Origin of the sequence: Xanthomonas hortorum (assembly GCF_024339125.1) — a bacterium.
Lineage (GTDB): Bacteria > Pseudomonadota > Gammaproteobacteria > Xanthomonadales > Xanthomonadaceae > Xanthomonas > Xanthomonas hortorum.
The window spans coordinates 678546-703493 of record NZ_CP101417.1 but is presented as its reverse complement, the minus strand read 5'-3'; the positions used below and the strand labels follow the sequence as shown (position 1 = coordinate 703493).

Annotated in this window: 18 protein-coding genes; 8 read left to right on the top strand and 10 right to left on the bottom strand. The window is 65.6% G+C overall.

Annotated features, from left to right (window positions below; translation table 11 throughout):
• Position 1: 1 nt before the first annotated feature.
• Together NMB96_RS02835 and NMB96_RS02830 are read right to left on the bottom strand one after the other, a co-directional pair.
• Positions 2 to 1942, bottom strand: coding sequence for an EAL domain-containing protein (locus NMB96_RS02835; RefSeq protein ID WP_255086174.1), 1941 nt, complete (start codon positions 1940 to 1942; stop codon positions 2 to 4).
• A gap of 38 nt (positions 1943 to 1980) precedes the next feature.
• A complete protein-coding gene (locus tag NMB96_RS02830; RefSeq protein WP_095575128.1) occupies positions 1981 to 2607 on the bottom strand; it encodes a DUF4126 domain-containing protein in 627 nt (208 codons plus the stop codon).
• 154 nt (positions 2608 to 2761) lie between these two features.
• On the opposite strand from NMB96_RS02830, the gene NMB96_RS02825 reads away from it, so the two are divergent.
• The 6 genes from NMB96_RS02825 to NMB96_RS02800 all read left to right on the top strand — a co-directional run bounded on the left by NMB96_RS02825 (position 2762) and on the right by NMB96_RS02800 (position 8356).
• Positions 2762 to 3499: a DUF6776 family protein gene (locus NMB96_RS02825; protein ID WP_168958086.1), complete on the top strand. Its 738-nt coding sequence runs from the start codon at positions 2762 to 2764 to the stop codon at positions 3497 to 3499.
• 4 nt (positions 3500 to 3503) lie between these two features.
• Complete coding sequence (locus NMB96_RS02820) at positions 3504 to 3953, top strand: bactofilin family protein (RefSeq protein ID WP_154844370.1); 450 nt, start codon at positions 3504 to 3506, stop codon at positions 3951 to 3953.
• A gap of 83 nt (positions 3954 to 4036) precedes the next feature.
• The gene (gene erpA, locus NMB96_RS02815) at positions 4037 to 4423 is read left to right on the top strand and encodes an iron-sulfur cluster insertion protein ErpA (RefSeq protein WP_006451000.1); all 387 of its coding nucleotides are present in this window, start codon (positions 4037 to 4039) and stop codon (positions 4421 to 4423) included.
• A gap of 480 nt (positions 4424 to 4903) precedes the next feature.
• Positions 4904 to 6166, top strand: a complete 1263-nt coding sequence (locus NMB96_RS02810) for a lipase family protein (RefSeq protein WP_255086172.1) — start codon at positions 4904 to 4906, stop codon at positions 6164 to 6166.
• Positions 6167 to 6492: 326 nt separating this feature from the next.
• Positions 6493 to 7383, top strand: coding sequence for an NAD(+) diphosphatase (gene nudC, locus NMB96_RS02805; RefSeq protein WP_043888889.1), 891 nt, complete (start codon positions 6493 to 6495; stop codon positions 7381 to 7383).
• A 79-nt stretch (positions 7384 to 7462) separates the two neighbouring features.
• Positions 7463 to 8356, top strand: a complete 894-nt coding sequence (locus NMB96_RS02800) for a membrane protein (protein ID WP_006450997.1) — start codon at positions 7463 to 7465, stop codon at positions 8354 to 8356.
• A gap of 215 nt (positions 8357 to 8571) precedes the next feature.
• On the opposite strand, the gene NMB96_RS02795 is transcribed toward NMB96_RS02800, so the two are convergent.
• From NMB96_RS02795 to NMB96_RS02780, 4 genes are all read right to left on the bottom strand, one after another.
• Entirely contained in the window at positions 8572 to 8982 is a 411-nt protein-coding gene (locus tag NMB96_RS02795; protein ID WP_102250944.1) for a DUF2752 domain-containing protein, read from the bottom strand.
• Positions 8982 to 9326, bottom strand: coding sequence for a CD225/dispanin family protein (locus tag NMB96_RS02790; protein WP_006450995.1), 345 nt, complete (start codon positions 9324 to 9326; stop codon positions 8982 to 8984). Before NMB96_RS02790 ends, NMB96_RS02795 begins: the two co-directional genes overlap by 1 nt.
• A 318-nt stretch (positions 9327 to 9644) precedes the next feature.
• The gene (locus NMB96_RS02785; protein ID WP_023902409.1) at positions 9645 to 11567 is read right to left on the bottom strand and encodes an MFS transporter; all 1923 of its coding nucleotides are present in this window, start codon (positions 11565 to 11567) and stop codon (positions 9645 to 9647) included.
• A gap of 68 nt (positions 11568 to 11635) precedes the next feature.
• On the bottom strand, positions 11636 to 12538 hold the full coding sequence (locus NMB96_RS02780) for a LysR family transcriptional regulator (protein ID WP_023902410.1): 903 nt from the start codon (positions 12536 to 12538) through the stop codon (positions 11636 to 11638).
• 97 nt (positions 12539 to 12635) lie between these two features.
• Between NMB96_RS02780 and NMB96_RS02775 the strand changes: the two genes are divergently transcribed.
• On the top strand, positions 12636 to 13826 hold the full coding sequence (locus NMB96_RS02775; RefSeq protein ID WP_023902411.1) for an MFS transporter: 1191 nt from the start codon (positions 12636 to 12638) through the stop codon (positions 13824 to 13826).
• 133 nt (positions 13827 to 13959) lie between these two features.
• Here the strand turns inward: NMB96_RS02775 and yccS are convergent, their stop codons facing one another.
• From yccS to NMB96_RS02755, 4 genes are all read right to left on the bottom strand, one after another.
• The gene (gene yccS / locus NMB96_RS02770; RefSeq protein ID WP_183086632.1) at positions 13960 to 16173 is read right to left on the bottom strand and encodes a YccS family putative transporter; all 2214 of its coding nucleotides are present in this window, start codon (positions 16171 to 16173) and stop codon (positions 13960 to 13962) included.
• 242 nt (positions 16174 to 16415) lie between these two features.
• The gene (purD, locus tag NMB96_RS02765) at positions 16416 to 17711 is read right to left on the bottom strand and encodes a phosphoribosylamine--glycine ligase (protein WP_023902413.1); all 1296 of its coding nucleotides are present in this window, start codon (positions 17709 to 17711) and stop codon (positions 16416 to 16418) included.
• Between the two features lie 120 nt (positions 17712 to 17831).
• A complete protein-coding gene (gene purH, locus NMB96_RS02760) occupies positions 17832 to 19415 on the bottom strand; it encodes a bifunctional phosphoribosylaminoimidazolecarboxamide formyltransferase/IMP cyclohydrolase (protein WP_255086171.1) in 1584 nt (527 codons plus the stop codon).
• Between the two features lie 527 nt (positions 19416 to 19942).
• Positions 19943 to 20137 carry a hypothetical protein gene (locus NMB96_RS02755; RefSeq protein ID WP_255086170.1) on the bottom strand — a complete coding sequence of 65 codons (195 nt, stop codon included), beginning with the start codon at positions 20135 to 20137 and terminating at the stop codon, positions 19943 to 19945.
• A 367-nt stretch (positions 20138 to 20504) separates the two neighbouring features.
• Here NMB96_RS02755 and NMB96_RS23475 point away from each other — a divergent pair, with 367 nt between their 5' ends.
• Positions 20505 to 24947 (top strand): beta strand repeat-containing protein, encoded by a 4443-nt coding sequence (locus tag NMB96_RS23475; RefSeq protein ID WP_349775736.1) that lies wholly within the window; start codon positions 20505 to 20507, stop codon positions 24945 to 24947.
• Position 24948 lies beyond the last annotated feature (1 nt).

The following is a 24948-nucleotide window of genomic DNA, read 5'->3' as shown; positions in this document are numbered from 1 at the left end:
TTCACAGCACCGCGTTCGTGAAGTCGAAGTCCAGTTCCTTGCCGACCGTCTGCACCAGGTTGCCCTGGATGAAGTCCACGCCGCTCATCCACATCGCTGCGGCCGCCTGCGGATCTTCGATGCGCTGGCCGATGATCAGCAAACCGCGCTGATGGGCGATATCGATCACGCTGCGCAGTTGATCGCGCACTGTGGCATTGCCGTGGGCGTCGGCAAAGCGGTTGGCCATGCGCACGAAACTCAGCGGCAATTGGCTCAACAGCGCGTTGGCTTCGTCGCCGGGCTCGAACTGGCTGAGGCAGAACTGCACGCCAGCCGGCATCAGCTTGGCGCAGAACTGCTGCACTGTGACCGCGTGGATCAAGGCATCGTCCAGGCGCAGATCCACGATCAGCGATTGCCCGGCCACGCCGCGTTCGACCAGCGCCGTGAGCAACCAGTCGGCGAAGGCATCGCGCGCCAGTGTGCGCGGGGATTGCGAGACGAACAGGCGCAGCGGCGGATGGGCATGCTGGTACAGATGCAGCAGGCCGAGCGCGTGGTCCATGACCTGCTGGTCCAGATCGGCGATGCGCCCGGCGGCTTCGGCGGCGGGAATCACCTGGCCGGCCGACAGCAGCGTGCCATCGGCCTGGCGCAGCCGCAGCAGCACCTGGTACTGCGCGGTGTCGCCGCCGGCCACCGCCACGATCGGCTGGTAGGCCAGTTCGAGCTGGCCTTCGACCAGGCGCAGTTGCTCCTGTTGCTCGGCCTGGCTGGGGGCCAGATAGACCTGCACGCCGTCGCTGCGCAGGCGTGCCTGCAAGGCAGTGCGTTCGACCGCTTCCAGCGCGCTGCCGGTGTCGTCGAAGCCAAGTCCCAGCGGTGCGACGCCAATGGCGCAGCGCACGTGCACGGATTCTTCTTCGCGCACCGAGAAGGCATTGGCGGACAGCCGCTGGCGGATCTCCAGCGCGTGCTGTTCCAGGCTGTTTTCGGGCATGTCCACGCCCAGCAGCAGGAAGCTGTTGTCGTTCAAACGCGCCAGTGGATACGGGTGCGCAGCGCTGGCCAGGCGATGGCCGGCCTGGGTCATCAGGCGCTCGTAGGCGGCATAACCGTAGCGCTCACGCAGGCCGAGCGCGCTGGCGATTTCGATGAAGAACAAGCCGCCGGACTGCTTGCGCGCCAGCGCCTCGGCGAGCAGTCCCATCACATGGTTGCGCGTCGGCAAGCCGGTTTCCGGATTGCTGCGCACGCTGACCTGTTCGCCGGTCTGTTGCAGCGCCTGTTGGCGCGCGCGGCGAATGCGGTTGGACACTGCGGCGATCAAGTGGCGCGGGCGGATCGGCTTGGTCAGGAAATCGTCGGCGCCGCTGTCGAGCACTTCGAACTGGCGCTCCGGATCCGGGTCGCCGGTCAGGAACACGATCGGCAGCAACTGCTGGCCGGGTTGTTGGCGGATCAAGGTGGTCAGGCGGATGCCGTCCAGCTCGGGCATGTGCAGATCCATCAGGATCAGATCCGGGTGGTAGTCCTGGATCGCCTGCGGCACGCTGGCGGCGGTCATTTCCACCTGCGCATGCATGCCGGCACCGTGCAACACGCTTTGTGCGAACAAGGCTTGCGAGCGGTCGTCTTCGACGATCAGCACGCGATATGGCGCATCTGCCGCCACGCTGCCGTCGCCTTCGCGGGTTGCCGCCTGCGTTGCGGATGGCGGTGCTGCCGGCGTGGCGCGCGCAGCGCTGATCGAGGTCACCGTTTGCGCTTGAACTACCGGCGCCGCCACGCCCGCAGGTGCGGGAATGATTGCCGCACTCACCGGCGCAGCGCTGTCGGAAGCAGCCGTCTCGTCGACCCAACGGCGCCAATATTCGGCCGGCGGCGTTTCTGCGCGCAGCAGACGATTGCGCGTGGCGGTGTCGTCACGGGTGGAAGGAACCGGATCTCGGGCGGCCATCGATACTCCCTGCAGTCGCGATGATTATGCGATGAACTTCACGATAGTGGGGACCTGCGTGCAGCCGGCGTGGTGGCCGGGCGCGTGGGTGCGACCAGTCGACGCATGCCCCGCCACAGCAGGCGCCATACCCACCACACCACCAGCGCGGCGAGCACGCTGGAGCCCACTGCAACACTCAGTGCCAGCCACGGATGCGCCAGTGCCAGCGCCAGTGCGGTGGTGGCGACGGCGTCTTCGGTGAGCGATGCGATCCAGTTGCTGGCCGGCTCTGGCGAGGTGTTGAGCAAGGCGCGGGTGCCGGCCTTGAGCGTGTGGCTGGTCAGCGCCACGCCTGCGCCGGCCGCCAGTGCGCCCGTGCCCAGATCGCCATCGGGCGAGAGCGTGGCTGCAGCCAGAAACGCACCGGCCGGCACGCGGGCCAGCGTCTGCAGCAGGTCCCAGCCCGAATCCACGCCGGGGATCTTGTCGGCGAAGAATTCGGCCACGGCCAGTGCGCCCGAGGTGCCGAGCACCCACCAGGACTGTGCCGGGTGCAGGGCGGGCGGCAGTTCGATCCAGCCGAGCAGGCCGGCCAGGCCGACGCCGAACACGGTGAGATAGACACGGATGCCGGCCAGCCAGGCCAGCAGGATGCCGATCACGAACAGGTGGGCTTCGCTCATGGCGTCGTCAGTCTCTGCAAACAATTGCAGAACTATCGCAGAATTTTGGCAGAACTTTGGGCTAACCGCCGGTCCAGCGCCAGCACGACGGTCGGTGGCGCTCTGGCACACTACGCCGCCCATGACTGCGCCGGCCTGTCCGGACCCGATGCCCATGCGACCAGCCGCACGCGTTCAGATCGTCCAACGTGACTCGGGTGGTGGCCGTTCCAGCGGCCGCTGGCTGTGGTTGGTGATCGTCCTGGTGTGGCTGGCATCGCTGGGCGGGGTGTGGTGGATGGCCAGCCGCACAGCCGCGCCGCGTCTGGTCGAGGCCGAGGCGGCGTTGCAGCAGGCGCAGCGTAGTCAGGCCCAGCAACGACGGCTGATCGAGCAACTACAGCAGCGCCAGGTCAATCTGGCGATGTCCGACAAGATCAGCCGCGCCGCCAATACCGAGGTGCAGGCCTCGCTGGCAGAGCGCGACGAACAGATCGCCGCACTACGCGCCGATGTGGCGTTCTACGAGCGGCTGGTGGGCTCCACCGCGCAGCGCAAGGGGCTCAACGCGCATTCGGTGCAGTTCACCGCCGAGGCCGGCGGCACCTGGAATTACAGCGTGGTGCTGACCCAGAACCTCAACCGCGGCGCGATCAGCCAGGGCCAGCTGCGCTTTGCGGTGGAAGGCGTGCGCGCCGGCAAGCTGGTGACGGTGAGCTGGAACGAGCTGCACCAGAAACCCGACGCCGCCGGGCAGCCGTACTCGTTCCGCTATTTCCAGCAATTGGACGGCAGCGTGATCCTGCCGAAGGATTTCACTCCGCAACGTGTCAAAATCTCCCTGAGCGGCGATGGGGCGCCGGTCAATCAGACATTCGACTGGAAAGTCGCCGGCAATGGCGCGGGGGAGTAGCTCTATGTTCGGAAACAAGTCCAACCGTGGTGCGCAGACCGTGGTCGACACCTTGATCGGGCCGCAAGTGATCATTCGGGGCGACCTGATGTTCAGCGGCGGGCTGTATGTGGAAGGCCGCATCCTGGGCAAGGTCATTGCCGAAGACGGCGCCAGCGCCATCCTGACGGTGGCCGAGCAGGGCAGCATCGAGGGTGAAGTGCGCGCGCCGGTGGTGATCATCAACGGCCAGCTGACCGGCGATGTGCATGCCGCCGAGCGTGTCGAACTGGCCGCCAACGCGCGCGTGGAGGGCAATGTGCATTACCAGGTGGTGGAGATGAGCGCCGGTGCGCAGCTCACCGGACGGTTGATCCACGCCGCCAGTGCAGGCGCAACCGCTGCGTTGCCGGCGCCGGACGCCAGCCGCGCCGAGCCGGTCAAGGCCCTGCAAGCCGAAACCGCCGACGCCTGAATGCCTTGTGCGCGGCTGAAGCGCGGCATCGGGTTCGGCAGCCACCGCTTGAAGTGGGGCCGCCTGGCCCCCATGCTGACGCCATGAGCACGCTCGTTTCGCTTCCAACCGCCGCCCCGGCACCGGACTATCAGTCCATCGACCGGCCACTGAACTTTTCCGTGGCCGCCGCCGCCAAGGTGCGCGAGCTGATCCAGGAAGAAGGCAATGCCGAGCTGGCATTGCGTGTGTACATCCAGGGTGGCGGCTGTTCCGGCTTCCAGTACGGCTTCGAGTTCGATGAGAACCGTGCCGAAGACGACCTGTCCGTGGCCACCGATGGGGTGACGCTGTTGGTCGACCCGCTGAGCCTGCAATACCTGATGGGTGCCGAAGTGGACTACACCGAAAGCCTGACCGGTGCGCAGTTCGTGATCCGCAATCCCAATGCCAAGACCACCTGCGGGTGCGGTAGCAGCTTCAGCGTCTAAACCAGGCGCGGTTGCTTCAGCCTGCGCGTGTCGTTGATGCGGTGGTCGATTTTTTTAAGCGCCGAGTGATGGGATCCACGCACTGCGCGGATGATCGCCGAGGTGTCGGTGGTGCGCGATGCGCCACCAGCGCGCATGTCTAACGCGTTGCAAACATTTCCGTGCTGCGGGTTTCGCCGGGCGCGCGCAAGCTTCGTGCGCGCGAGGTGGCGCGCGCGTGGCGGCGGCCATACTGCCCGCATGCTCAATGCCGGTGCTACGACATGCCCGCCTTATCCCTGCATCGTGTCTCGACCTGACGCGCGCTGGCGGTACTCGCCATTGCGCCGAGCGAGCGTGCCGCACACAGCACCCATCCCACGCCATGGCGTCGCGACCACATTGCCAGCTCCCGCGTGTTGATCGGACAGCTAGATGCCGATCCTGCGTGCGGTAGATCGCTGTTGCCCGTTCCGTTCCTTCACCAGAGAACGCCTCATCATGTTGCAACTCACATCCCGATCGGCGTTCGGCCTGTTGACCATGCTTGGCATCGCCGGCGCGGTGTTTGCGCCCAGCGCCCAGGCATCGCCTGCACGTGGCACCTTGCTCAACAGCAATTTTCTGACCAGCTACACCCGGGATGCGATTGCCGTATCGCTTGCCTCAGAGCCAGCGGCCGAACAGCCCAAATGCAATGTGCGCGTGGCCGAGTTCACCTATGCAACGATCGGCGTCAATGGCGAACCGGCCACCGCATCGGGCGTGGTGCTGATTCCGGGTGGGGAGCGCTGCAGCGGGCCCTATCCGCTGCTGGGCTGGGGCCGGTCGACCGCGACCATTCGCAATGAGGAGCAGGCCAAGGACATCCGTGACGCCAAGGGTGACGACCCGCTGGTCACGCGTCTGGCCAGCCAAGGCTATGTGGTAGTCAGCAGTGATTATCTGGGGCTGGGGAAATCCAACTACGGCTTCCATCCTTATTTGCATAGTGCGTCCGAGGCGAGTGCGACGGTCGATGCACTACGCGCGGCGCGCAGCGTTCTGCAGCGGTTGAACACGCCGCTGTCCGGCAAGGTCATGCTGTCGGGGTATTCGCAAGGCGGCCATGCCGCACTGGCCACCCAGCGAGAGATCGAGGCGCATCTGTCCAAGGAATTTCAGTTGGTTGCCAGCGCGCCGATTTCCGGGCCCTATGCGCTGGAGCAGACCTTTGTGGACAGCTGGAGCGGAAGCAACGCGGTAGGCGAAAGCAGCTTCGGCATCATTTTGGGCAGCTACGCCATCGTCGCGATGCAGCACACCTATCGCAATATCTATCTGGCCGCGGGGCAGGTGTTTCAGGACCCGTGGGCGGCCCGGGTCGAGGCGCTGTTCCCCGGCAAGCTGGGCCTGACCGATCTGGTCCTTGGCGATACGCTGCCTGGGATCGATCAGCTCAAGGCGTATTTCCAGCCCGGGTTCTACCGTGATGTTGCCAGCAACCCCAACAGCCCGTTCCGCAAGGATCTGGCGCGCAACGATCTGCTGGACTGGAAACCGCAGACGCCAACGCTGCTGTGCGGTTCGTCCAACGACGCGACCATCCCGCTCAAGAACGCGGTGACCGCGATCGCCGGCTTCAAACGTCGTGGCAGCACCCAGGTCGCGCTGGTCGACATCGGCAGTGGCGACCCCAACGACAACTCGGCATTCGTCCATCTGACGACCAATGAACCGTGCATCGTCGCGGTGCGGCATCAGTTGCTGGACAAGCAGCGCTGACGCGACGGTCATCGGCTCGATTCGATTCGATCTGCCGGATGCGGATGATCTGCAGGTCAGGGATCTGTCGAAAGCCTGCCCAGTGACGCCGTCGCGCAGATGCGAGCGGCGAGGCGGAGGATGACGGCGGAGTCGGACATCGTTGCCTGAGTGCTGTGACAACTGCGCGCTGCCTCGCGATCCGGGCAGCGCGCGCCTTGCTGTCACCATGCGGCAATCAACCTGCTGGCGCTGCTGGCTCCACGTCTGAACACGCGCCGGTAGCGAGGCCGTCAGAGCGTGTGCGACGGTTGCAGGCGATGCCGATTATCGGCAGGCTTGCGCCGATGTCCGAGCCTCTCTTTTCAACCTCCGAATGTGCCTTCACCCACGCGCCGCTCGATCGTGGCGATCTGTTGCGTGACGATCCCGATGCCTTGGCGCGTCTGTGGCCGCAGGGCCGCGTCTTGTTGTTCGATGCCAAGGGCGCTGCGCTCGCCGACGCGCAGGGCCAGCCCTTGCTGATCGATGGCGCCGTGCTCGGCGACGGGCCGGAGGCGGCGATTTTTCTGGGCCTGCGCGATGACGTCGGCTGGTTTTGCTTGCCGGCCGATCAGAGCGGCGTGCAGGCGCCGCAAAGCATCGATCTGCGGCAGGCCGCTGCCGATTGGCCGGCCGACATCGCCACAGCGTTCGCCTATGCGCGTGCGATGTTGCATTGGCAGTCGCGCACGCAGTTTTGCGGCGTGTGTGGCGGGGCGATCGCCTTCCGGCGTGCCGGCTTCATCGCGCATTGCACGCAGTGTCAGACCGAGCATTACCCGCGCGTGGATCCGGCCATCATCGTGGCGGTCAGCGATGGCGCGCGCGTGTTGTTGGGGCGGCAGGCAAGTTGGGCGCCGGGGCGGTATTCGGTGATTGCCGGCTTCGTCGAACCGGGTGAGTCGCTGGAGCAGACGGTGGCGCGTGAAGTCTTCGAAGAAACCCGCGTGGTGGTGCAGGACTGCCGCTATCTGGGCGCGCAACCGTGGCCTTTCCCGGGTGCGTTGATGCTGGGCTTTACCGCGCGTGCTGCAGCCACCGAGGTGCCGCAGGTGACCGGTGAGCTGGAAGACGCGCGTTGGGTCACGCATGCCGAGGTCACCGCTGCATTGGCGGGCGAGGGCAGCATCGGCTTGCCGCCACGTATTTCCATCGCGCGCGCGCTGATCGAGCACTGGCACCGCACGCATGGTTGAGCCTGGCCGATCACTGCAACGCGGGCAGATCAGGTGCGCTGTCGTCGGCTCGGCTAGACTCGGCTGAGGAGGCCCACCCATGTTCACCACCCTGGTTGCTGTCGTCGTCGCACTCGCACTGGGGCACTTGGTGCCTGCTCACGTGGTGCGGCTGCGGCGTTTTGAATGGTTCGCCCACTGGTTGCGCCGGCTGGACAGTCATGCGGCCGGGCGCGGTGCGTGGCAGGGGCGCTATGGCGTGCTGCTGGCGCTGTTGCCGGCCTTGCTGGTTGTCCTGCTGCTGCAATGGCTACTGGACGACGTGTGGCGCGGGTTTTTGGCCTTGCTGTTCGGTGTGGCGGTGCTGGCCTGGACCTGGGGGCCGCGCGACCTGGATCGCGATGTGGAAGCGGTGATCGATGCCGACGAGCCCGGCGCGCGGCGCGATGCGATTGCGCAGTTGCAGGCAGCCGGCGGCAGCGTGCACGAAGATGCGCCGTCGTTGGTGGAAGCGGTGGTGGTCAACGGCCTGCGGCGCTGGTTCGCGGTGTTGTGGTGGTTTTTGCTGCTGGGGCCGTTCGGGGCTGTGCTGTATCGGCTCACGGCATTGGCGGTGGAAAGCCCGCTGTCGGTGCTGCTGCCGCCACGCAATCTGGCCGGCGCGCGCTGGCTGCTGGCCGCGCTGGAGTGGCCGGTGGCGCAGTTGATCACCGTCTCGATGGCGCTGGTGGGCAATTTCGACACGGTGTTCCGCGCCTGGCGGCAAGCGCACGGCAATCGGTGGTCGTTGGAGCCGCATTTTCTCGGTGCGGTGGCGCGTGCCAGCGTCAGCGCCGAGCTACGCGAAGAAGCGCATGACTACACCGATTCCGGATTGGTGCCGGTGTGGCGCCGCCTGCCGGAAGTGCGCGATGCGATGAGCCTGGTCTGGCGCGTGCTGCTGCTATGGATGGTGGTGCTGGCGTTGCTGGTGATTGCTGGGTGGGTGCGGTAACACCGCTTAGAGGCAGTTAATCACCCGTGCAATCGGTGATAGAAAGCTCAAGAGCATCGCCATTGACGTCCATGAAGAGCCGGCTTCCATCTTCGAACTGGATGGCGACTTCGCCAGGTCGGTGACGTCTAACAGACTTAACAATCTTTCCGACTAGTAGCTCAGTGGCGCGCTCGGATTCTTGCTCTAAGTTCACAGAGTTGATCCTTAACGGTCTAAGCCGGCGCCAGAAGCGTAAACGGGTACCACGGCAAATTCCTGGCAACCCAATACGTCGGCAACGCCCATAACCAGAACTTCGGCTCGGACATCACTGCCACGACGGGTGCGAACCAGCGCGCGCGCCAGCCGGCTTTCCAGGCGATCAGGCCGGGCAGGGTGAACAGGCCGAGCACGGCGGCGGGGTTCATGGCGAAGGCGCCGGGCAGATCGAAATGCACCAGCGCGTACAGCGCGCGGGTCATGCCGCAACCGGGGCAATAGCAGCCGGTCACGGCACGGAACACGCAGGGCGGGAACGGGCTGTTGCTCGCGTTCGGATCGAAGCGATACAGCAAGCTCACGCCAAAGGCGGCCACGCTGGTGGCCGCCCCGAGTCCAAGCCAATGGCGTGGACGCAGCTCCATTACTGCATGTGCTGCAACTGCTGCATGTAGTCCATGTAGCCCTGCATGCCGCCGGTGGCGACCATGCCGATGTTGATCAGCAGGCCGATGACGGCCAGCACGCTGGTCACGATGCACCAGGTCTTGGCGGTGTTGGAGGCGCGACGTGCGCCGTCGATGTCGCCCTGGTTGAGCAGGCCGTTGACCTTGCTGGAGAACACGATCGCCACGATGCCGCTGATCAGGGCCGGGCAGCACAGGCAGAAGCCGAGCACGGTGGAGACGATCGCCCAGATCAGGTGGTTGGGGACCGGGCCGGGTGCGGCGCTGGACGAGGGGTGGATCGGCGGTGGGATGGCACTCATGGTGAAGCTCCTTGGGTGGTAAACGACTGCGAACTGATAAGTGAGTGGGGAGGGTTATCGGGTGGGTGCCGCAGCACTGGCGACGGTCGTAGGCACGGGTACACAACGGCCGCACATGGCTACCGGCGCGATCGCCGGCCGCTGCAATGAGCAGCAGCAGCCGATCGCGGCAGATGCCTCAGGCGCGATGATGTTGAGCACGACGACTTCCCCCAAGACGACCTGTCGCGTTCGCCAGGCGAGCGCGGCGGCAAAACGTGTGATGGCGCACAGGCTACTCGCGGCGCGCGACGGACGCAAAGCCCGCGCTCGCCGCACTTATGGCTGATCCTGACGCAGCGCCCGCACCTGCTGTTCGAGCAGCGCGGCGGTCGCCTCGTTGCCGGGAACCGCTGCCGCGGCGGCCACTTCGATATGCGCGCGCATCCTGCGTGGTACGCGCATGCGGCCCAGACGGGTGTCGCGGCGGCTCCACATGCTCGACCACATGCCGCGCAGCGCCATCGGAATCACCGTCACCTGGCGGCGCTCGAGGATCTTTTCCACGCCTGATTTGAACGACGCAATCTCGCCATCCTTGGTCAACGCGCCCTCAGGGAAGATGCACACCAGCTCGCCGTCGGCCAGCGCGGCATCGATGCGGTCGAAGGCCTGCTGCATCAGCGCGGGGTCTTCGCGCGCGCCGGCGATCGGAATCGCCTTGGCGGTGCGGAAGATCCAGCGCATCACCGGGATACGGAAGATCTTGTAGTACATGACAAAGCGTACCGGGCGCGGGATCACCGCCGACAGGATCAGCGCGTCCATGTAGCTGACGTGGTTGCAGACCAGCAGCGCGGCGCCTTCATCGGGCACGTGGCGGTCGATGTCGCGCGCGCGCAGCCGATACAGCACGCTCACCAGCACCCAGCTGAGAAAGCGCATCAGGAACTCGGGCACCAGGGTGAAGATCCACAGCGCCACCAGCGTGTTGGCCAGCGCCAACGCCAGAAACACCTGCGGAATGCTCAGGCCCGGCAGCGGAATGCGCACGCCGAACAGCACCAGCTGCGGCAACTGCAGCGCGATGCCGATGATGGCGGCGGTGACTATGAACAACGAGTTCTGGATGTTGAGCCCGGCGATCACGCGCGAGAGTTCGGCCTTGGGCGTGCGGCTCTGGATCAACGCGAACAACGGCACCACGAACAAACCGGTGAACAGGCCGATGCCGACCAGGTCAACGATCAGGCGCACGCTGCCGGGCTGCTGCACGAACTGGCCGATCGAGAGATCGGTGGTAGGCGCAACGCCGGGACGCGCGAAATAAAGATCCAGCAAAAACGCGCTGATGCCGAACGCACCCAGCGGCACCAACCCGATTTCCACGGTGCGCCCGGACAGCCGTTCGCACAGCAACGAACCCACGCCGGTGCCGATCGAAAACAGCGCCAGCGCGAACACGTATAGATCCTGCTGGCCGCCTAGATTGACCTGCGCGTAAGTCGGCAACTGGGCGGTCAGCACGGTGCCGACGAACCAGAACCACGACACCCCGAGCACCGCGTTGCGCACTGCCGGCGTGCGCCGGGTCAGGCGCATGATGGCGCGCGATTCGGGAATGGGGTTCCAGTTGATGGTCAGCTCGGGCGCGCCGGCATCGACCTTGGGCACCAGCCGCGCGACCAGGTTGCCGGTCACGGCAATCGCAATGACCGCAGTGGCCGCGGCCTCCGGGCCGTGGCTGCCGGCGATCTGGAAGATCAGCCCGCCGAAGATCATGCCGCACAGGATCGAGATCGAGGTGCCCATCTCGACCAGGCCGTTGCCACCGGTGAGTTCCTCAGGCTTGAGCACCGAGGGCAGGATCGAATATTTCACCGGCCCGAACAGCGTGGACTGCAGGCCGGTGCAGAACAACGCGATCAGCAATATCACCATGTTCTCGGTGAGAAAGCCCACCGCTGCCAGCGACATGATCGCGATCTCCATCGTGGTGGTGATCACGATGAGTTTCTGCTTCTCCAGCTTCTCGGCGATCTGGCCGGCCAGCGCGGAGAACAGGAAGTACGGCAGGATGAACAATGCCGGCGCCAGATTGGTGTAGAGCGTGCGCTGCGCCGCATCGATGCCCAGGTAGAACAACAAGCCGATGATGGCTTGCCGATAGACATTGTCGTTGAACGCGCCCAACGCCTGCACGGCGAAGAACGGCAAGAAGCGGCGCTGCCTGAGCAGGGCGAACTGACTGTGACCGGACATGCAGTTTCCTTTGCGAACGCGCGCAGCCTAGCAGGCTTCCACGGCGGGCTGGTGCATGGCCGATGCGCTCAGCGCGGCGCGCGTGCCGATGGCGCACGTCGCGCGGCCTGGGCGCGCAGCAACGCCATGAAGGCCCGTGCGGCCGGGGTGGGATCGGGCCGCCACACCGCATAGGTCAAAAAGCCAAAGCGCTCCTTCAGCGCGACCGTCACCACCCCGCGCATGGCCGCAGCCATGGTCTGCGGCACGATGCCCACGCCCAGGTCGGCGGCAACCAGTTCGCGCACCAGATCGGCATGCGTGACCTCGTATTGTTGACGCTGCCGCAAACCGGCCTGCGCGAAGGCCGCATCGACGATGCCGCGCACGCCGGCTCCGGCGATCAGCCCGGCCATCGGTTCGTCGTCCAGCTCGGCCAGCGCGACCCGCTTGCGCGTGGCGAAGCGATGGGTGGGCGCCACGATCAAGGACAGGGCTTCCTCATGCAGCAGCAGGCGCTGGTCCGGCACTGCGACCTGCGGGCCGACGCCGACCAGGGCCACATCCAGCCGGCCTTCACTCAGGTCGTGCAGCAGGGCCTCGCTCATGGCGGTGCGCAGGTGCACATCCACCCGCGCATGCGCGCTGCGAAACGCGCGCAGCAACGTCGGCAGCTGCACGGTGGTGAGCGAGGAGATCTGCCCCAGCGTGAGCCGGCCGCGCACCGTGCCCAGGGCCTGGGCCATTTCCTCGTGCAGGCGCTCGGCCGCGCGCAAGGTTTCGCGGGCGTTATGCAGGAATACCTCGCCGGCTGCGGTGGGCCGCACCTGGCGGGTGCCGCGTTCGAACAGGCGCGCGCCGAGGGTTTCCTCGATCTTGGCGACCTGGTGGCTGAGCGCCGATTGCACGGTGTTGCAACGGCGTGCGGCAGCGGTAAAGCCGCCTTCCTCGGCCACGGCCACGGCAAATTCCAGTTGGCGCAGGGTCAGCATGCGATCTCAAAACGCGATGGACACGGTGAAAACAATACATTGGAAAGATGCAGCGTCGCTGCCCACACTGCGCCCATTCCTTCAGTAGGCACCTGCCATGACCGTCGAACCGATTGCCCACCCGCCATTGCCGCGCCGGGTGGTGCTGCTGATGGCCGCCGCCACCGGGCTGGCGGTGGCGAGCAACTACTACGCGCAGCCCTTGCTGGAGACGTTGGCACAGGCATTCGGGATCCAGGTGCGTAGTGCCGGGGCGGTGGTAACCGCTGCGCAGCTGGCCTATGCGGCGGGGCTGCTGTTGCTGGTGCCGCTGGGCGACCGGCTGGAGCGGCGCGGGCTGATCGTCGGGCTGTTCGTGCTCAGCGCGCTCGGCCTGCTGGTGAGCGCGGCCTCGCACAGCTTCGGCATGTTGCTGGCGGGCACCATCGTGACCGGTGCCAGCTCGGTGGCGGCGCAGATTCTGGTGCCGTTTGCGGCCACGCTGGCCGCGCCCAAGGAGCGCGGGCGGGTGATCGGCACGGTGATGAGCGGGTTGTTGCTGGGCATCTTGCTGGCGCGCACGGCCGCCGGGGTGCTGGCCGGCGTTGGCGGCTGGCATACGGTGTACTGGATCGCCTCCGGCCTGTTGCTGGTCACCGCCTGGCTGCTGTGGCGCCGGCTGCCGCGGCATCCGGGCAATGCGCAGCTGTCGTATCCGCAGTTGGTGGGATCGGTACTGACGCTGCTGCGCGACGATGCGGTGCTGCGTTCGCGCGCGGTGCTGGGCGGGCTGATCTTTGCCGGCTTCAGCATGTTCTGGACCACGCTGGCGTTTTTGCTGTCCGGGCCACGTTATGGCTATGGCACGGCGGTGATCGGGCTGTTCGGTTTGATCGGTGCGGCTGGTGCGCTGGCGGCCAATCGCTCCGGGCATTGGTCCGATCACGGGCATGGCGATCGGGTCAGTTGGGGCGGTCTGGTGATGTTGCTGCTGTCGTGGGGGTTGCTGGCGTTTGCGCCGCAATCGATCGGCTTGCTGATCGTCGGCGTGCTGCTGCTGGATATCGCGGTGCAAGGCGTGCATATCGCCAACCAGAGCGTGATCTATCAGCGCAATCCCAATGCGCGCAATCGCATCACCTCGGCCTACATCACCTGCTACTTCATCGGCGGCGCGGTGGGTTCGACATTGGGCACGGCGGCGTATGCGCAGGCCGGCTGGAACGGCGTGGTGATCGGTGGCGCAGTGCTGGCCGTGGCGGCGTTGGGGTGGGTGTGGCTGAGCGTGGCGCGCAAGCAGTGGAAGTAAGTGCGGCTGACAGAGCGACGACGCGGCTATCGGATGGAGGTGGCCTGTGCTTGCATCGCATCGCCCGTTATCCGGCTGTCCACAGGGATGCTGCATTGGTTGCGCGGCATCCTTGCCCACAGACAAGGACGCGTTAGGCTTTGTTGATCGCCAACCGGGTGGTGCTGTCTGCCGGTGCAGTGGTAACCGCCATCGCCGCAGCACGCAGCTTGGGCAACAAACGTAAGGTCAGTGCCAACTGGTCGCGCACCAGGCGCTGCTTGGGCGGTAGTTGCACGGCATGTTGTTCCAGCGCTTCGGCGGTGGCCACTTCTTCGGTCTCGTCGTGCACCGGCAACGGCTGGCGTTCGCGCAAGGCGGTGGCGATCTCGCCCAGCGCGCGCTGCAGGTAGTCGCCGGCCTGCGCGATGCTGGGGTCGTGTTCGCCATCGAGTACGGCGCGGTGCGCGCCCAGTGCAGACAGATAGCCAAGCAAGGTGTTGGACAGCGCCAGGAAGCGGAAGCCGGCATCCAGGTTGCGCCGATAGCGGCCCGGTTCGCGCAGCATGTTGGACAAGGCCACCGATAATGCGGCATCGGCGTTGTGCATGTCGCGGCGTGCGATGCGGTAGGGCAGGTCGTCGCGCATGCCGCTGGCGTATTGCTCCAGCACCTGGGCGAGATAGCGCGCGCAGCTGGCCAGCACCGTGGCCATCACCTGATTGAGGCGGCGGCCCTGCCAGTCGGGCAGGATCAGGAACGAGGCGGCCGCGGCAATCGCGCAACCGATCAGCGTGTCGATCAGGCGCGGCCAGATCAGCACGAAACCATCGCCGAGCAGGTTGAAGCAGAACAGCGCCATCACCGTGATGCCGGCGGTGGCCAGCATGTAGCGATCGGTGCGGGTGATGAAGAAGATCAGCGCGGCGGCCAGTGCCAGCAGCAACTGCACCTCGGTGCCGGGAAACAGCTGCATCAGCGCCCAGGTGGCGACCAGGCCGATCAAGGTACCGGCGATGCGTTGCACCAGCCGCAGGCGGGTGGCGCCGTAGTTGGGCCGGCACACGAAGGCGGTGGTGAGCAGGATCCAGTAGCCGTTGTCGGCATGGATGGATTGCATGATGGCGTAGCCGACCACCAGCGCGATGGCCATGCGCAGGCCATGGCGGAACAGCACCGAGCCGGGCGTGAGTTGCTGGCCCAGGCGTGCGGCCATTTCGCGCAAGGTGTGCGGCGATGAATCGCGCAGGCGGGTGTCGAGGTTGTCGCTGGTGGAATCGGATTGCGCCGCCTCCGACAGCTTGCGTTCGATGCTCTGCAGGTTGGTGACCAGCAGTTCCAGCGCACCGAGCAGGCGCGCCAATGCGGGGTCGGCACGCGCGTGCAGGTAGTCCAGCGATTGGCGCAGGTCTTCGGTGGCCAGACGGCTGTTGTCGCCATAATCGAACGGGTGGCGCAGCCGGATCGCCTCGCCCAACGCCGCGCAGGCCTTGCCTTGCAACGCGAGCAGGCGCTGGCAGCGATACAGCACATCGCTATGGAAGAACGCATCGGTCAGCGCTTCGTAGGGATAGTGCGAGGAACTGGCGCGCTCGTGGAATTCCTGCGCCATGTAATACAGCCGGAAATACAGGCCCGATTGCACGCCTGGCCGCCCCGAGCGGCCGAAGCGGCTCATGATCGCGGTCTTGGCGGCGTTGAGCGCGCCGACCACCTTGGCGTTCTGCTCGGCCAGCGCCAGCCGGCGCGCATGCAGGTCGCTTTGCCGCACCGGTTCGAACAGATCGGCCTTGAGCTTGAGATAGCGGCCCAGTTCGAAGAACAGCCGCGACAGCCGCTCGCGTACCGGGCGGTTGGCGAACAGCAGGGTCCACAGGATCGACAGCACGCCGTACCAGGTGGCGCCGATCAGCAGCAGCGCCGCACCGTGCCAGGCGATCAGCGGATCGTGGCTGCCGTGCTGGTCCATGCCGATCATGGCGTAGATCGACAAGGCCACGGTGGCCTGCGCGATCGAGGCATAGCGCTCGCCCAGTGCGCCGAGCAGGGTCAGCGAAAACGTCGCCACCGCCATGCCGATCACGAATGCCAGCGGATACGGAAACAGCAGCACTACCGACGCCGCAGCGGCGGCAAAACACAGCAGCGACAGCAACACCGATTTGATGCGGCCCAGCCAGTTGTCGTCGGTTTCGGCAATGGCGCTGGCGATCGCGCCCAGGAACAGCGCAGGTACCGCGGTGAGCTGCTGCCAGTGCCAGCACACGCCCATCGCCACTGCCAGCGCGATGAACACGCGCAGGCCATAGCTGGCCTTTTCATGGGCCCACAAGCGGCTCAGGCGGGTTTCGAAGGAAGAAGTGGCCACAGTCTCTGCAAGGCAAGGTGCCCGGGCATTATTGCCGCAGGCACACGCCATCGGTGTGGAGGGCGGCTAATTCTTTGTCAGTAGGGCGGCGTTTGTGCGGATTGGAGCCGATTGCGCGATGACGGTGCCTGCGCCACAGCCCAGCTGCACGTGCCTGCGCGCAGCCGCGTGAGCTGCGCGTCCGGCCAACTGCACGGGCATGTATCGCGCGTGACGACCTTGCAAGGTGTGGTTGCGAGTGCTCAGCCCTGTGCGTCGCGCTCGCGGGCGATCGCACGCCAGCCGATATCGCTGCGCTGGAAGGCGTTGGGCCAGTGGATCGGCTGCAGGCCGGCATACGCGGTGCGCTGTGCGTCCTGCACGCTGTCGCCCAGGGCGGCCACGCACAGCACGCGGCCACCGGCGCTGATCACCTGCCCGTCGGCATTCAACGCGGTGCCGGCATGGAAGACCTTGGCGCTGGTCGGCACCTGGTCCAGGCCGCTGATGACCTCGCCGGTGACCGGGGATTCGGGATAGGGCTTGGCCGCGATCACCACGCCCAGCGAGGGGCGCGGGTCCCACTGCGCTTGCGCGGTGTCGAGCTTGCCGTCAATGGCGGCTTCGAGCAGATCGACCAGGTCCGATTGCAGGCGCAGCATCACCGGCTGGGTTTCCGGGTCGCCGAAGCGCACGTTGAACTCGATCACCTTCGGTGCGCCATGTGCATCGATCATCAGCCCGGCGTACAGAAACCCGGTGAACGGTACGCCGTCGGCGATCATGCCTTGCACGGTCGGCTCGACCACCTCGCGCATCACCCGCGCGTGCACCTCGGGCGTGACCACCGGTGCTGGCGAATACGCGCCCATGCCGCCGGTATTGGGGCCGGTGTCGCCATCGCCGACGCGCTTGTGGTCCTGGCTGGTGGCCATCGGCAAGGCGTATTTGCCGTCGACCATCGAGATGAAGCTGGCTTCTTCGCCATCGAGAAATTCCTCGATCACCACGCGCGCGCCGGCATCGCCGAACGCATTGCCCGAGAGCATGTCGCGCACCGCGTCTTCGGCCTCGCTCAGCGTCATCGCCACGATCACGCCCTTGCCGGCGGCCAGACCATCGGCTTTGACCACGATCGGTGCGCCTTTCTCACGCACATAGGCAAGTGCTGCTTCCACTTCCGTGTGCACCGCGTAATACGCAGTCGGGATGCCATGACGCGCGAGAAAATCCTTGGCGAAGGCCTTGCTGCCTTCCAACTGCGCGGCCTTGGCGGTGGGCCCGAAGATGCGCAGGCCAGCGGCATGGAAGCGGTCGACCACGCCCAGCACCAGCGGCACTTCCGGGCCGACCACGGTGAGCGCGACGGCCTCGCGCTGCGCCAAGGCGAGCAAGCCATCGAGATCATCGACCTTGATCGCCACATTGCGGCACTTGGCCTCGGTGGCGGTGCCGGCATTGCCCGGCGCCACGAGAACCTCGCTCACGCGCGCGGACTGCGCGATCTTCCAGGCCAGGGCGTGTTCACGGCCGCCGGAGCCGATGACAAGGATTTTCATGTGAGTGCCGAGATTGGGGAGTCGTGATTGGGGATTGCTTGAAGCAAGGCGGAGACCGGAAACAGGAGAGACCAGAGCGATGTTGCCACTCCCGAATCCCCACTCCCGAATCCCGGCACGTCAGTGCCTGAAATGCCGCACGCCGGTGAATACCATCGCGATGCCGTGCTCGTCGGCGGCGGCGATCACTTCGCCGTCGCGCATCGAGCCGCCGGGCTGGATCACCGCCTTGATGCCGGCCGCAGCGGCGGCATCGATGCCGTCGCGGAACGGGAAGAACGCATCCGATGCCATCACCGAGCCGGCCACCGTGAGCTTGGCTTCTTCGGCCTTGAGCGCGGCGATCTTGGCGCTGACCACGCGGCTCATCTGCCCGGCGCCCACACCGATGGTGCGGCTGTCCTTGGCATACACAATCGCGTTGGATTTGACGTACTTGGCCACGCGCCAGGCGAACAGCAGATCGCCCAGTTCGGCCTCGCTGGGCGCGCGCTGGGTGACCACGCTCAGTTCGCCCAGCGACATGCCGCGGTTGTCGGACGACTGCATCAGCAGGCCCGAGCCGATGCGCTTGGTGTCGTAGTTGTTGAGGCCGTTGCCGTGCGGAATCTTGAGCACGCGCACATTGGCTTTCTTGGTCGCGTACTCGAGCGCGCCGGGCTCGTAGTCCGGCGCGATCAACACCTCGACGAACTGGCGGTCCAGAATCGCTTTTGCAGTGGCCGCATCCAGCGTCTTGTTGAAGGCCAGGATGCCGCCGAAGGCGCTGGTCGGGTCGGTCGCATAGGCCAGCTCGTAGGCATCGCCGCAGGCCGCGCCCACCGCCACACCGCAGGGGTTTGCGTGTTTGACGATCACGCAGGCCGGCGCATCGAACTGGCGCACGCATTCCCATGCCGCATCGGCGTCGGCCAGGTTGTTGTAGCTCAGTTCCTTGCCCTGCAACTGCTGGAAGGTGGCCAAGGTGCCCGGCACCGGATACAGGTCGCGGTAGAACGCGCCGGACTGGTGCGGGTTTTCGCCGTAGCGCAGGTCCATCACCTTGATGAAATTGGAATTGATCTGCGCCGGGAACGGGCTGCGCGTGGGCACACTTTCGGCGCTATCGGCCACTGCCGAGAGATAGTTGCTGATCGCCGCGTCGTACTGCGCCACGCGGTTGAACGCAGCCACCGACAACGCAAAGCGCTTGGCCGCCGACAATTGACCGTCGTTGGCATCGAGTTCGGCCAGCAACTCGGCGTACTGCGCCGGGTCGGTGGCCACCGCCACGCGGGCGAAGTTCTTCGCCGCCGAGCGCAGCATCGCCGGGCCGCCGATGTCGATGTTTTCCACCGCATCGGCCAGTGTGCAATCGGCCTTGGCGGTCACCGACTCGAACGGATACAGGTTCAGCACCAGCAGGTCGATCGGCACGATGCCGTGTGCGGCCATCACCGCCTCATCGATGCCGGCGCGGCCGAGCAGGCCGCCGTGCACCAGCGGGTGCAGGGTTTTGACGCGGCCGTCCATCATCTCCGGGAAACCGGTCAGCTCGGCGACGTCGGTAACCGGCAAACCGGCCTCGCGGATCGCCTTGGCGGTGCCGCCGGTGGACAGCAGCTCGACGTGACGCGCCACCAGCGCGCGGGCCAGATCGATCAGGCCGGTCTTGTCGGAAACGGAGAGCAGGGCCCGGCGCACGGGCAGGAAATCAGAGGCCATCGGTGGGGGATGTCATTGCGGGGCAGCCGATATTGTAGGCCGCGACAGCGCGCGATGGGCTCAACACCTTTGCGATGGCCTTGATCTGCGTGCTGGCGGGAAGCTTCCAGGCGCTGCTACGGACGCAGGGTTGGTGGGCGCTAGAGCGCAACGGCATCGGGCGACAGCAGGTGACGACCACGTGCCGCTCGGTCGGGTTGTTCGGTCGCCAGACATGATCACGCAGGCGTCGGCGAAGCGATCGCTCCACCCAAGGCTGTCTGGCACTCGACGAGATACCGGCAATCGAACGGCCGCCTGCGGTGGTGTCGTGTGCTGGCGTGCAGCTGATGTCAGTCATGGCAGCGCGCTGACGGCTTGCCGTAAATGCGGCAGCCGCCGCACTTGATCGACCCGGTAGAGAAGAAGAGCGCTGATGCATTCAGATAAAGTCCGCGTCACAAACGCCAAATGACGGAGCGCACATCCGAAAAGCGACATTCGACCATCGTGTTTAAATTGATTTAGTGAGCCAATTCACCAATAAATCAGGCGTTAATCACGAAAATATTTTGCTGTAAAAAATCGGCGGGCTGCCGATCTTTTCGAAAGCGAGCGATTCGCTGAATGACATAATCAAGACCAGTTCGCATATTTAGAAAAAAAGTTGGAAATCTCGGCGCAACGCGCTTTTCGCGCTTCGGTATCGGAAACATATTTTCTGCTGCGGCGACATCTGTCACGTGCTGCTGAATCACGATCTGGACTCGCTGATCTGTTGAGTTCCCTAACGTTCAAAGGCAATGACGCTGTCGGCGAGGCGTCCACCACTACTTGCTGCAAGGGCTGCCGCGCAGGAGCCAGCCTTGCCCTCACCCCTAGCTGCGTCTTGCCGTCACGGCGATCCATGACCCTGCGATTCAAGCAAGACACCCCAGCGCACTTCGCGCCCTAGGGCGTTCCCGAAGGACCACCATTGCCGTTCCGACGCAGTCCTTGCCAGCGGGAGGATGCGTTTCGCCCGCATGGGCGACGCTCCCATCTTTCTATCGGCGATGGCATGAACCTGACTTGCGCGGCTGTTTTAGAAAATTCAGATGAGATTATCTTATGAATCGTGAAAAAGTTTTGGCATTACGCACATGCACAAACAACATGTCCGATCATTGCGGATTGATCTGGCCGAAAAGCGGTCCGGTTGAATGCAGGCATTGGCAGCCTAGCGTCAAACAGGAAAATGGTTTGACCGGTTTGTTGTGGGGGCAGGGAACCAATGCGCATCTGAACATGCATGCCGATGCGCACTGGGTGGTGTGCATGGTGGAGACCGCCGACATCATCTGGTTGGGCGAAGAGGGAATGATCAAGTTTCCCAAGGCCGACGTGGTCTACGCCGGTAACCGTGCAGGCGCGATGAGCTGCATCGCCGCCGGCATCGAGCAACACGCGCCACCCAAACCCGACTTGCCTGTCGACACCGTCATGGCTGCGGAATTCACGCCCAAGGCACCGCACGCGCAGTTCACCGCGCCGGCTGTTGAAAGCGGTCCGCATTCCACCGCGCCACTTCCATCACCGCCTAACGGCACCGACCCACAAGCCGCGCAGCCGTCACATGCGATCCTGCGCACACGCGAAATCGCCACCTATGGCAGCACGCTCACCGGCGCCGATCAGAGTCAGCTGATCGCAGGCTATGGAAGTACCGAGACCGCGGGTAACGGCAGTGAGTTGATCGCCGGCTATGGCAGCACCGGCGTGGCCGGATCCGACAGCACCATCGTGGCCGGCTATGGCAGCTCCCAGACCGCAGGCGGGGGCAGCACGCTCACTGCCGGCTATGGCAGCACCCAGACCGCTCGCCAGGGCAGCGAGCTGACGGCAGGTTACGGCAGTACCGAAACCGCCGGTGCAGACAGCTCGCTGATCGCCGGCTATGGCAGCACGCAAACCTCCGGCGGCGACAGCTCGTTGACTGCCGGCTACGGCAGCACCCAGACCGCGCAGAACGGCAGCGATCTCACTGCAGGCTACGGCAGCACCAGCACGGCGGGCACCGATAGCTCGCTGATCGCCGGCTACGGCAGCACCCAGACCTCGGGCGGAGAAAGCTCGCTCACTGCCGGCTATGGCAGCACGCAGACAGCGCAGGACGGCAGTGACCTCACCGCCGGCTACGGCAGCACGGGCACCGCAGGTGCCGATAGCTCGCTGATCGCCGGTTATGGCAGTACGCAGACATCGGGCAACGACAGCTCGCTGACGGCAGGCTACGGCAGCACCCAGACCGCCCGCACCGGCAGCGACCTCACTGCGGGTTACGGCAGCACCTCCACCGCCGGTGCCGACAGCACGTTGATCGCCGGCTATGGCAGCACCCAGACCTCCGGCGGGGACAGTTCGCTCACCGCCGGCTACGGCAGCACGCAAACCGCCCGCAAAGGCAGCGATCTGACCGCCGGCTATGGCAGCACCGCAACCGCCGGTGCAGATAGCACCTTGATCGCCGGTTATGGCAGCACCCAGACCTCCGGTGGCGAAAGTTCGCTCACCGCCGGCTACGGCAGCACGCAGACCGCCCGCAAAGGCAGCGATCTGACCGCCGGCTACGGCAGTACCTCGACTGCCGGTGGTGACAGCACCTTGATCGCCGGTTACGGCAGCACGCAAACCTCTGGTGGCGACAGTTCGCTGACCGCCGGCTACGGCAGCACGCAGACCGCGCGCAGCGGCAGCGACCTGACAACCGGCTACGGCAGCACCTCCACGGCCGGTGGTGACAGCACCTTGATCGCTGGTTACGGCAGCACGCAAACCTCTGGTGGCGACAGTTCGCTGACCGCCGGCTACGGCAGCACGCAGACCGCACGCAGCGGCAGCGACCTGACAACCGGCTATGGCAGCACCTCCACGGCCGGCGCCGACAGCACCTTGGTTGCAGGCTACGGCAGCACGCAAACCGCTGGTGGCGACAGTTCGCTCACCGCCGGATATGGCAGCACGCAAACCGCACGCAAGGGCAGCGACCTCACCACCGGCTACGGCAGCACCTCCACAGCGGGTGCCGACAGCACCTTGATCGCCGGTTATGGCAGCACGCAGACCTCCGGCGGCGAAAGCTCGCTGACTGCTGGTTATGGAAGCACCCAGACGGCGCGCAAAGGCAGCGATCTCACCACCGGCTACGGCAGTACCTCCACGGCCGGCGCCGACAGTACCTTGATTGCCGGTTACGGCAGCACCCAGACATCGGGCGGCGACAGTTCGCTGACCGCCGGCTACGGCAGCACGCAAACGGCGCGCAGCGGTAGCGACCTGACCACCGGCTATGGCAGCACCTCCACGGCCGGTGCCGACAGCACCTTGATTGCAGGGTACGGAAGTACCCAGACCTCCGGCGGGGAAAGTTCGCTCACTGCAGGCTATGGCAGCACGCAAACCGCACGCAAGGGCAGCGACCTCACCACCGGCTATGGCAGCACGTCGACCGCCGGTGCCGACAGCACGCTGATCGCCGGTTATGGCAGCACCCAGACCTCCGGGGGCGACAGCTCGCTCACTGCAGGCTACGGCAGCACGCAAACCGCACGTAAGGGCAGTGACCTCACCACCGGCTATGGCAGCACGTCGACCGCCGGTGCCGACAGCACGCTGATCGCCGGCTATGGCAGCACCCAGACCTCCGGAGGCGACAGCTCGCTCACTGCCGGCTATGGCAGTACGCAAACCGCACGTAAGGGCAGTGACCTCACCGCCGGTTACGGCAGCACCTCAACCGCGGGTTCGGACAGTTCGCTGATCGCCGGCTATGGCAGCACCCAGACCGCCGGCTTCAAGAGCATCCTGACCACCGGTTACGGCAGCACCCAGACCGCGCAAGAAGGCAGCATGCTCACTGCCGGCTATGGCAGTTCGTCCACTGCCGGCTCCGATAGTTCGCTGATCGCCGGCTACGGCAGCACCCAGACGGCGGGCTTCAAAAGCATCCTCACCGCCGGCTACGGCAGCACCCAGACCGCGCAGGAGCGCAGCACGCTCACCACCGGTTACGGCAGCACATCGACCGCCGGCCACGACAGTACGCTGATTGCCGGCTATGGCAGTACCCAGACCGCCGGTTACAAGAGCATTCTCACCACCGGCTATGGCAGCACGCAGACCGCGCAGGAAAGCAGTTCGCTGATCGCCGGCTACGGCAGTTCCTCCATGGCCGGCCCGGACAGCTCGCTGATCGCGGGTTATGGCAGCACCCAGACCGCCGGTTACGACAGCTTCCTGACGGCCGGTTACGGCAGTACCCAGACCGCGCAGAGCAGCAGCTGGCTGATCACTGGCTACGGCAGTACGTCCACCGCCAGCTTCCAGAGTTCGTTGATTGCCGGCTATGGCAGCACACAGACGGCCGGCTACGAAAGTACCTTGACCGCCGGCTACGGCAGCACCCAGACGGCGCAGGAAATCAGTTGGCTCACCACCGGCTACGGCAGCACGCAAACGGCCGGCCATGGCAGCATTCTGACCGCCGGTTACGGCAGCAATTCCACCGCCGGTTACGAAAGCACCCTGATCGCGGGGTATGGCAGCACCCAGACCGCCGGCTACGAAAGCACCCTGACCGCCGGTTACGGCAGCACCCTGACCGCGCTGGAAAACAGCTCGCTGACCGCCGGCTACGGCAGTACCGAAATCGCCGGGTTTTCCAGCACGCTGATCGCCGGCTACGGCAGCAGCCAGACCGCCGGTGGCGACAGCACGCTGACCGCCGGCTACGGCAGCACCCTGATGGCGCTGGACAACAGCACGCTGACGGCAGGCTACGGCAGCACCGAGACCGCAGGCCAGGACAGCTCGCTGATCGCCGGTTACGGCAGCACCTTGACCAGTGGCGTGCGCAGCTATCTGACCGCCGGCTATGGCAGCAACCAGATCGCAAGCTACGGAAGCTCGTTGATCGCAGGACACGAAAGTACCCAGATTGCCGGCCATCGCAGCATGTTGATCGCCGGCAAGCTGAGTTCGCAGACGGCCGGTTCGCGCAGCACGCTGATCGCCGGCAGGGGCAGCATCCAGACCGCAGGCGACCGCAGCAAGCTGATCGCCGGCGCCGACAGCACCCAGATCGCCGGCGATCGCAGCAAGTTGCTGGCCGGCAGCAACAGCTTCCTCACCGCCGGGGACCGCAGCAAACTCACCGCAGGCGACGATTGCACGCTGATGGCAGGCGACCGCAGCAAGTTGACCGCCGGCAAGAACAGCATCCTGACCGCGGGCGCCAACAGCCGATTGATCGGTAGCCTGGGCTCCACCCTCACCGGTGGCGAAGATTCGGTGCTGATCTTCCGATGCTGGGACGGCAAGCGCTATACCAACATCATTGCCAAGACCGGCGAGGAGGGCGTCGAGGCCGACACCGCCTATCAGGTCGACGACGACAAGAACGTGGTCGAAAAATTCGACGATCCTTTCGACACGATCGACACCATCGTGCTCGAGCATGGCGGCGGGCCGGCGTCTGCAGCGGATCACGCGCCTGACGCGCATGCACCCCACTGAG

Bases quoted from the DNA above. Each gene is read 5' to 3' on its own strand.
- NMB96_RS02785 (WP_023902409.1), bottom strand. From the start codon at position 11,567: ATGTCCGGTCACAGTCAGTTCGCCCTGCTCAGGCAGCGCCGCTTCTTG.
- nudC (WP_043888889.1), top strand. From the start codon at position 6,493: ATGTCCGAGCCTCTCTTTTCAACCTCCGAATGTGCCTTCACCCACGCG.
- NMB96_RS02810 (WP_255086172.1), top strand. From the start codon at position 4,904: ATGTTGCAACTCACATCCCGATCGGCGTTCGGCCTGTTGACCATGCTT.
- NMB96_RS02820 (WP_154844370.1), top strand. From the start codon at position 3,504: ATGTTCGGAAACAAGTCCAACCGTGGTGCGCAGACCGTGGTCGACACC.
- NMB96_RS02825 (WP_168958086.1), top strand. From the start codon at position 2,762: ATGCGACCAGCCGCACGCGTTCAGATCGTCCAACGTGACTCGGGTGGT.
- NMB96_RS02780 (WP_023902410.1), bottom strand. From the start codon at position 12,538: ATGCTGACCCTGCGCCAACTGGAATTTGCCGTGGCCGTGGCCGAGGAA.
- purD (WP_023902413.1), bottom strand. From the start codon at position 17,711: ATGAAAATCCTTGTCATCGGCTCCGGCGGCCGTGAACACGCCCTGGCC.
- NMB96_RS02830 (WP_095575128.1), bottom strand. From the start codon at position 2,607: ATGAGCGAAGCCCACCTGTTCGTGATCGGCATCCTGCTGGCCTGGCTG.
- NMB96_RS23475 (WP_349775736.1), top strand. From the start codon at position 20,505: ATGAATCGTGAAAAAGTTTTGGCATTACGCACATGCACAAACAACATG.
- NMB96_RS02775 (WP_023902411.1), top strand. From the start codon at position 12,636: ATGACCGTCGAACCGATTGCCCACCCGCCATTGCCGCGCCGGGTGGTG.
- erpA (WP_006451000.1), top strand. From the start codon at position 4,037: ATGAGCACGCTCGTTTCGCTTCCAACCGCCGCCCCGGCACCGGACTAT.
- NMB96_RS02835 (WP_255086174.1), bottom strand. From the start codon at position 1,942: ATGGCCGCCCGAGATCCGGTTCCTTCCACCCGTGACGACACCGCCACG.
- NMB96_RS02790 (WP_006450995.1), bottom strand. From the start codon at position 9,326: ATGAGTGCCATCCCACCGCCGATCCACCCCTCGTCCAGCGCCGCACCC.
- NMB96_RS02800 (WP_006450997.1), top strand. From the start codon at position 7,463: ATGTTCACCACCCTGGTTGCTGTCGTCGTCGCACTCGCACTGGGGCAC.
- NMB96_RS02795 (WP_102250944.1), bottom strand. From the start codon at position 8,982: ATGGAGCTGCGTCCACGCCATTGGCTTGGACTCGGGGCGGCCACCAGC.
- purH (WP_255086171.1), bottom strand. From the start codon at position 19,415: ATGGCCTCTGATTTCCTGCCCGTGCGCCGGGCCCTGCTCTCCGTTTCC.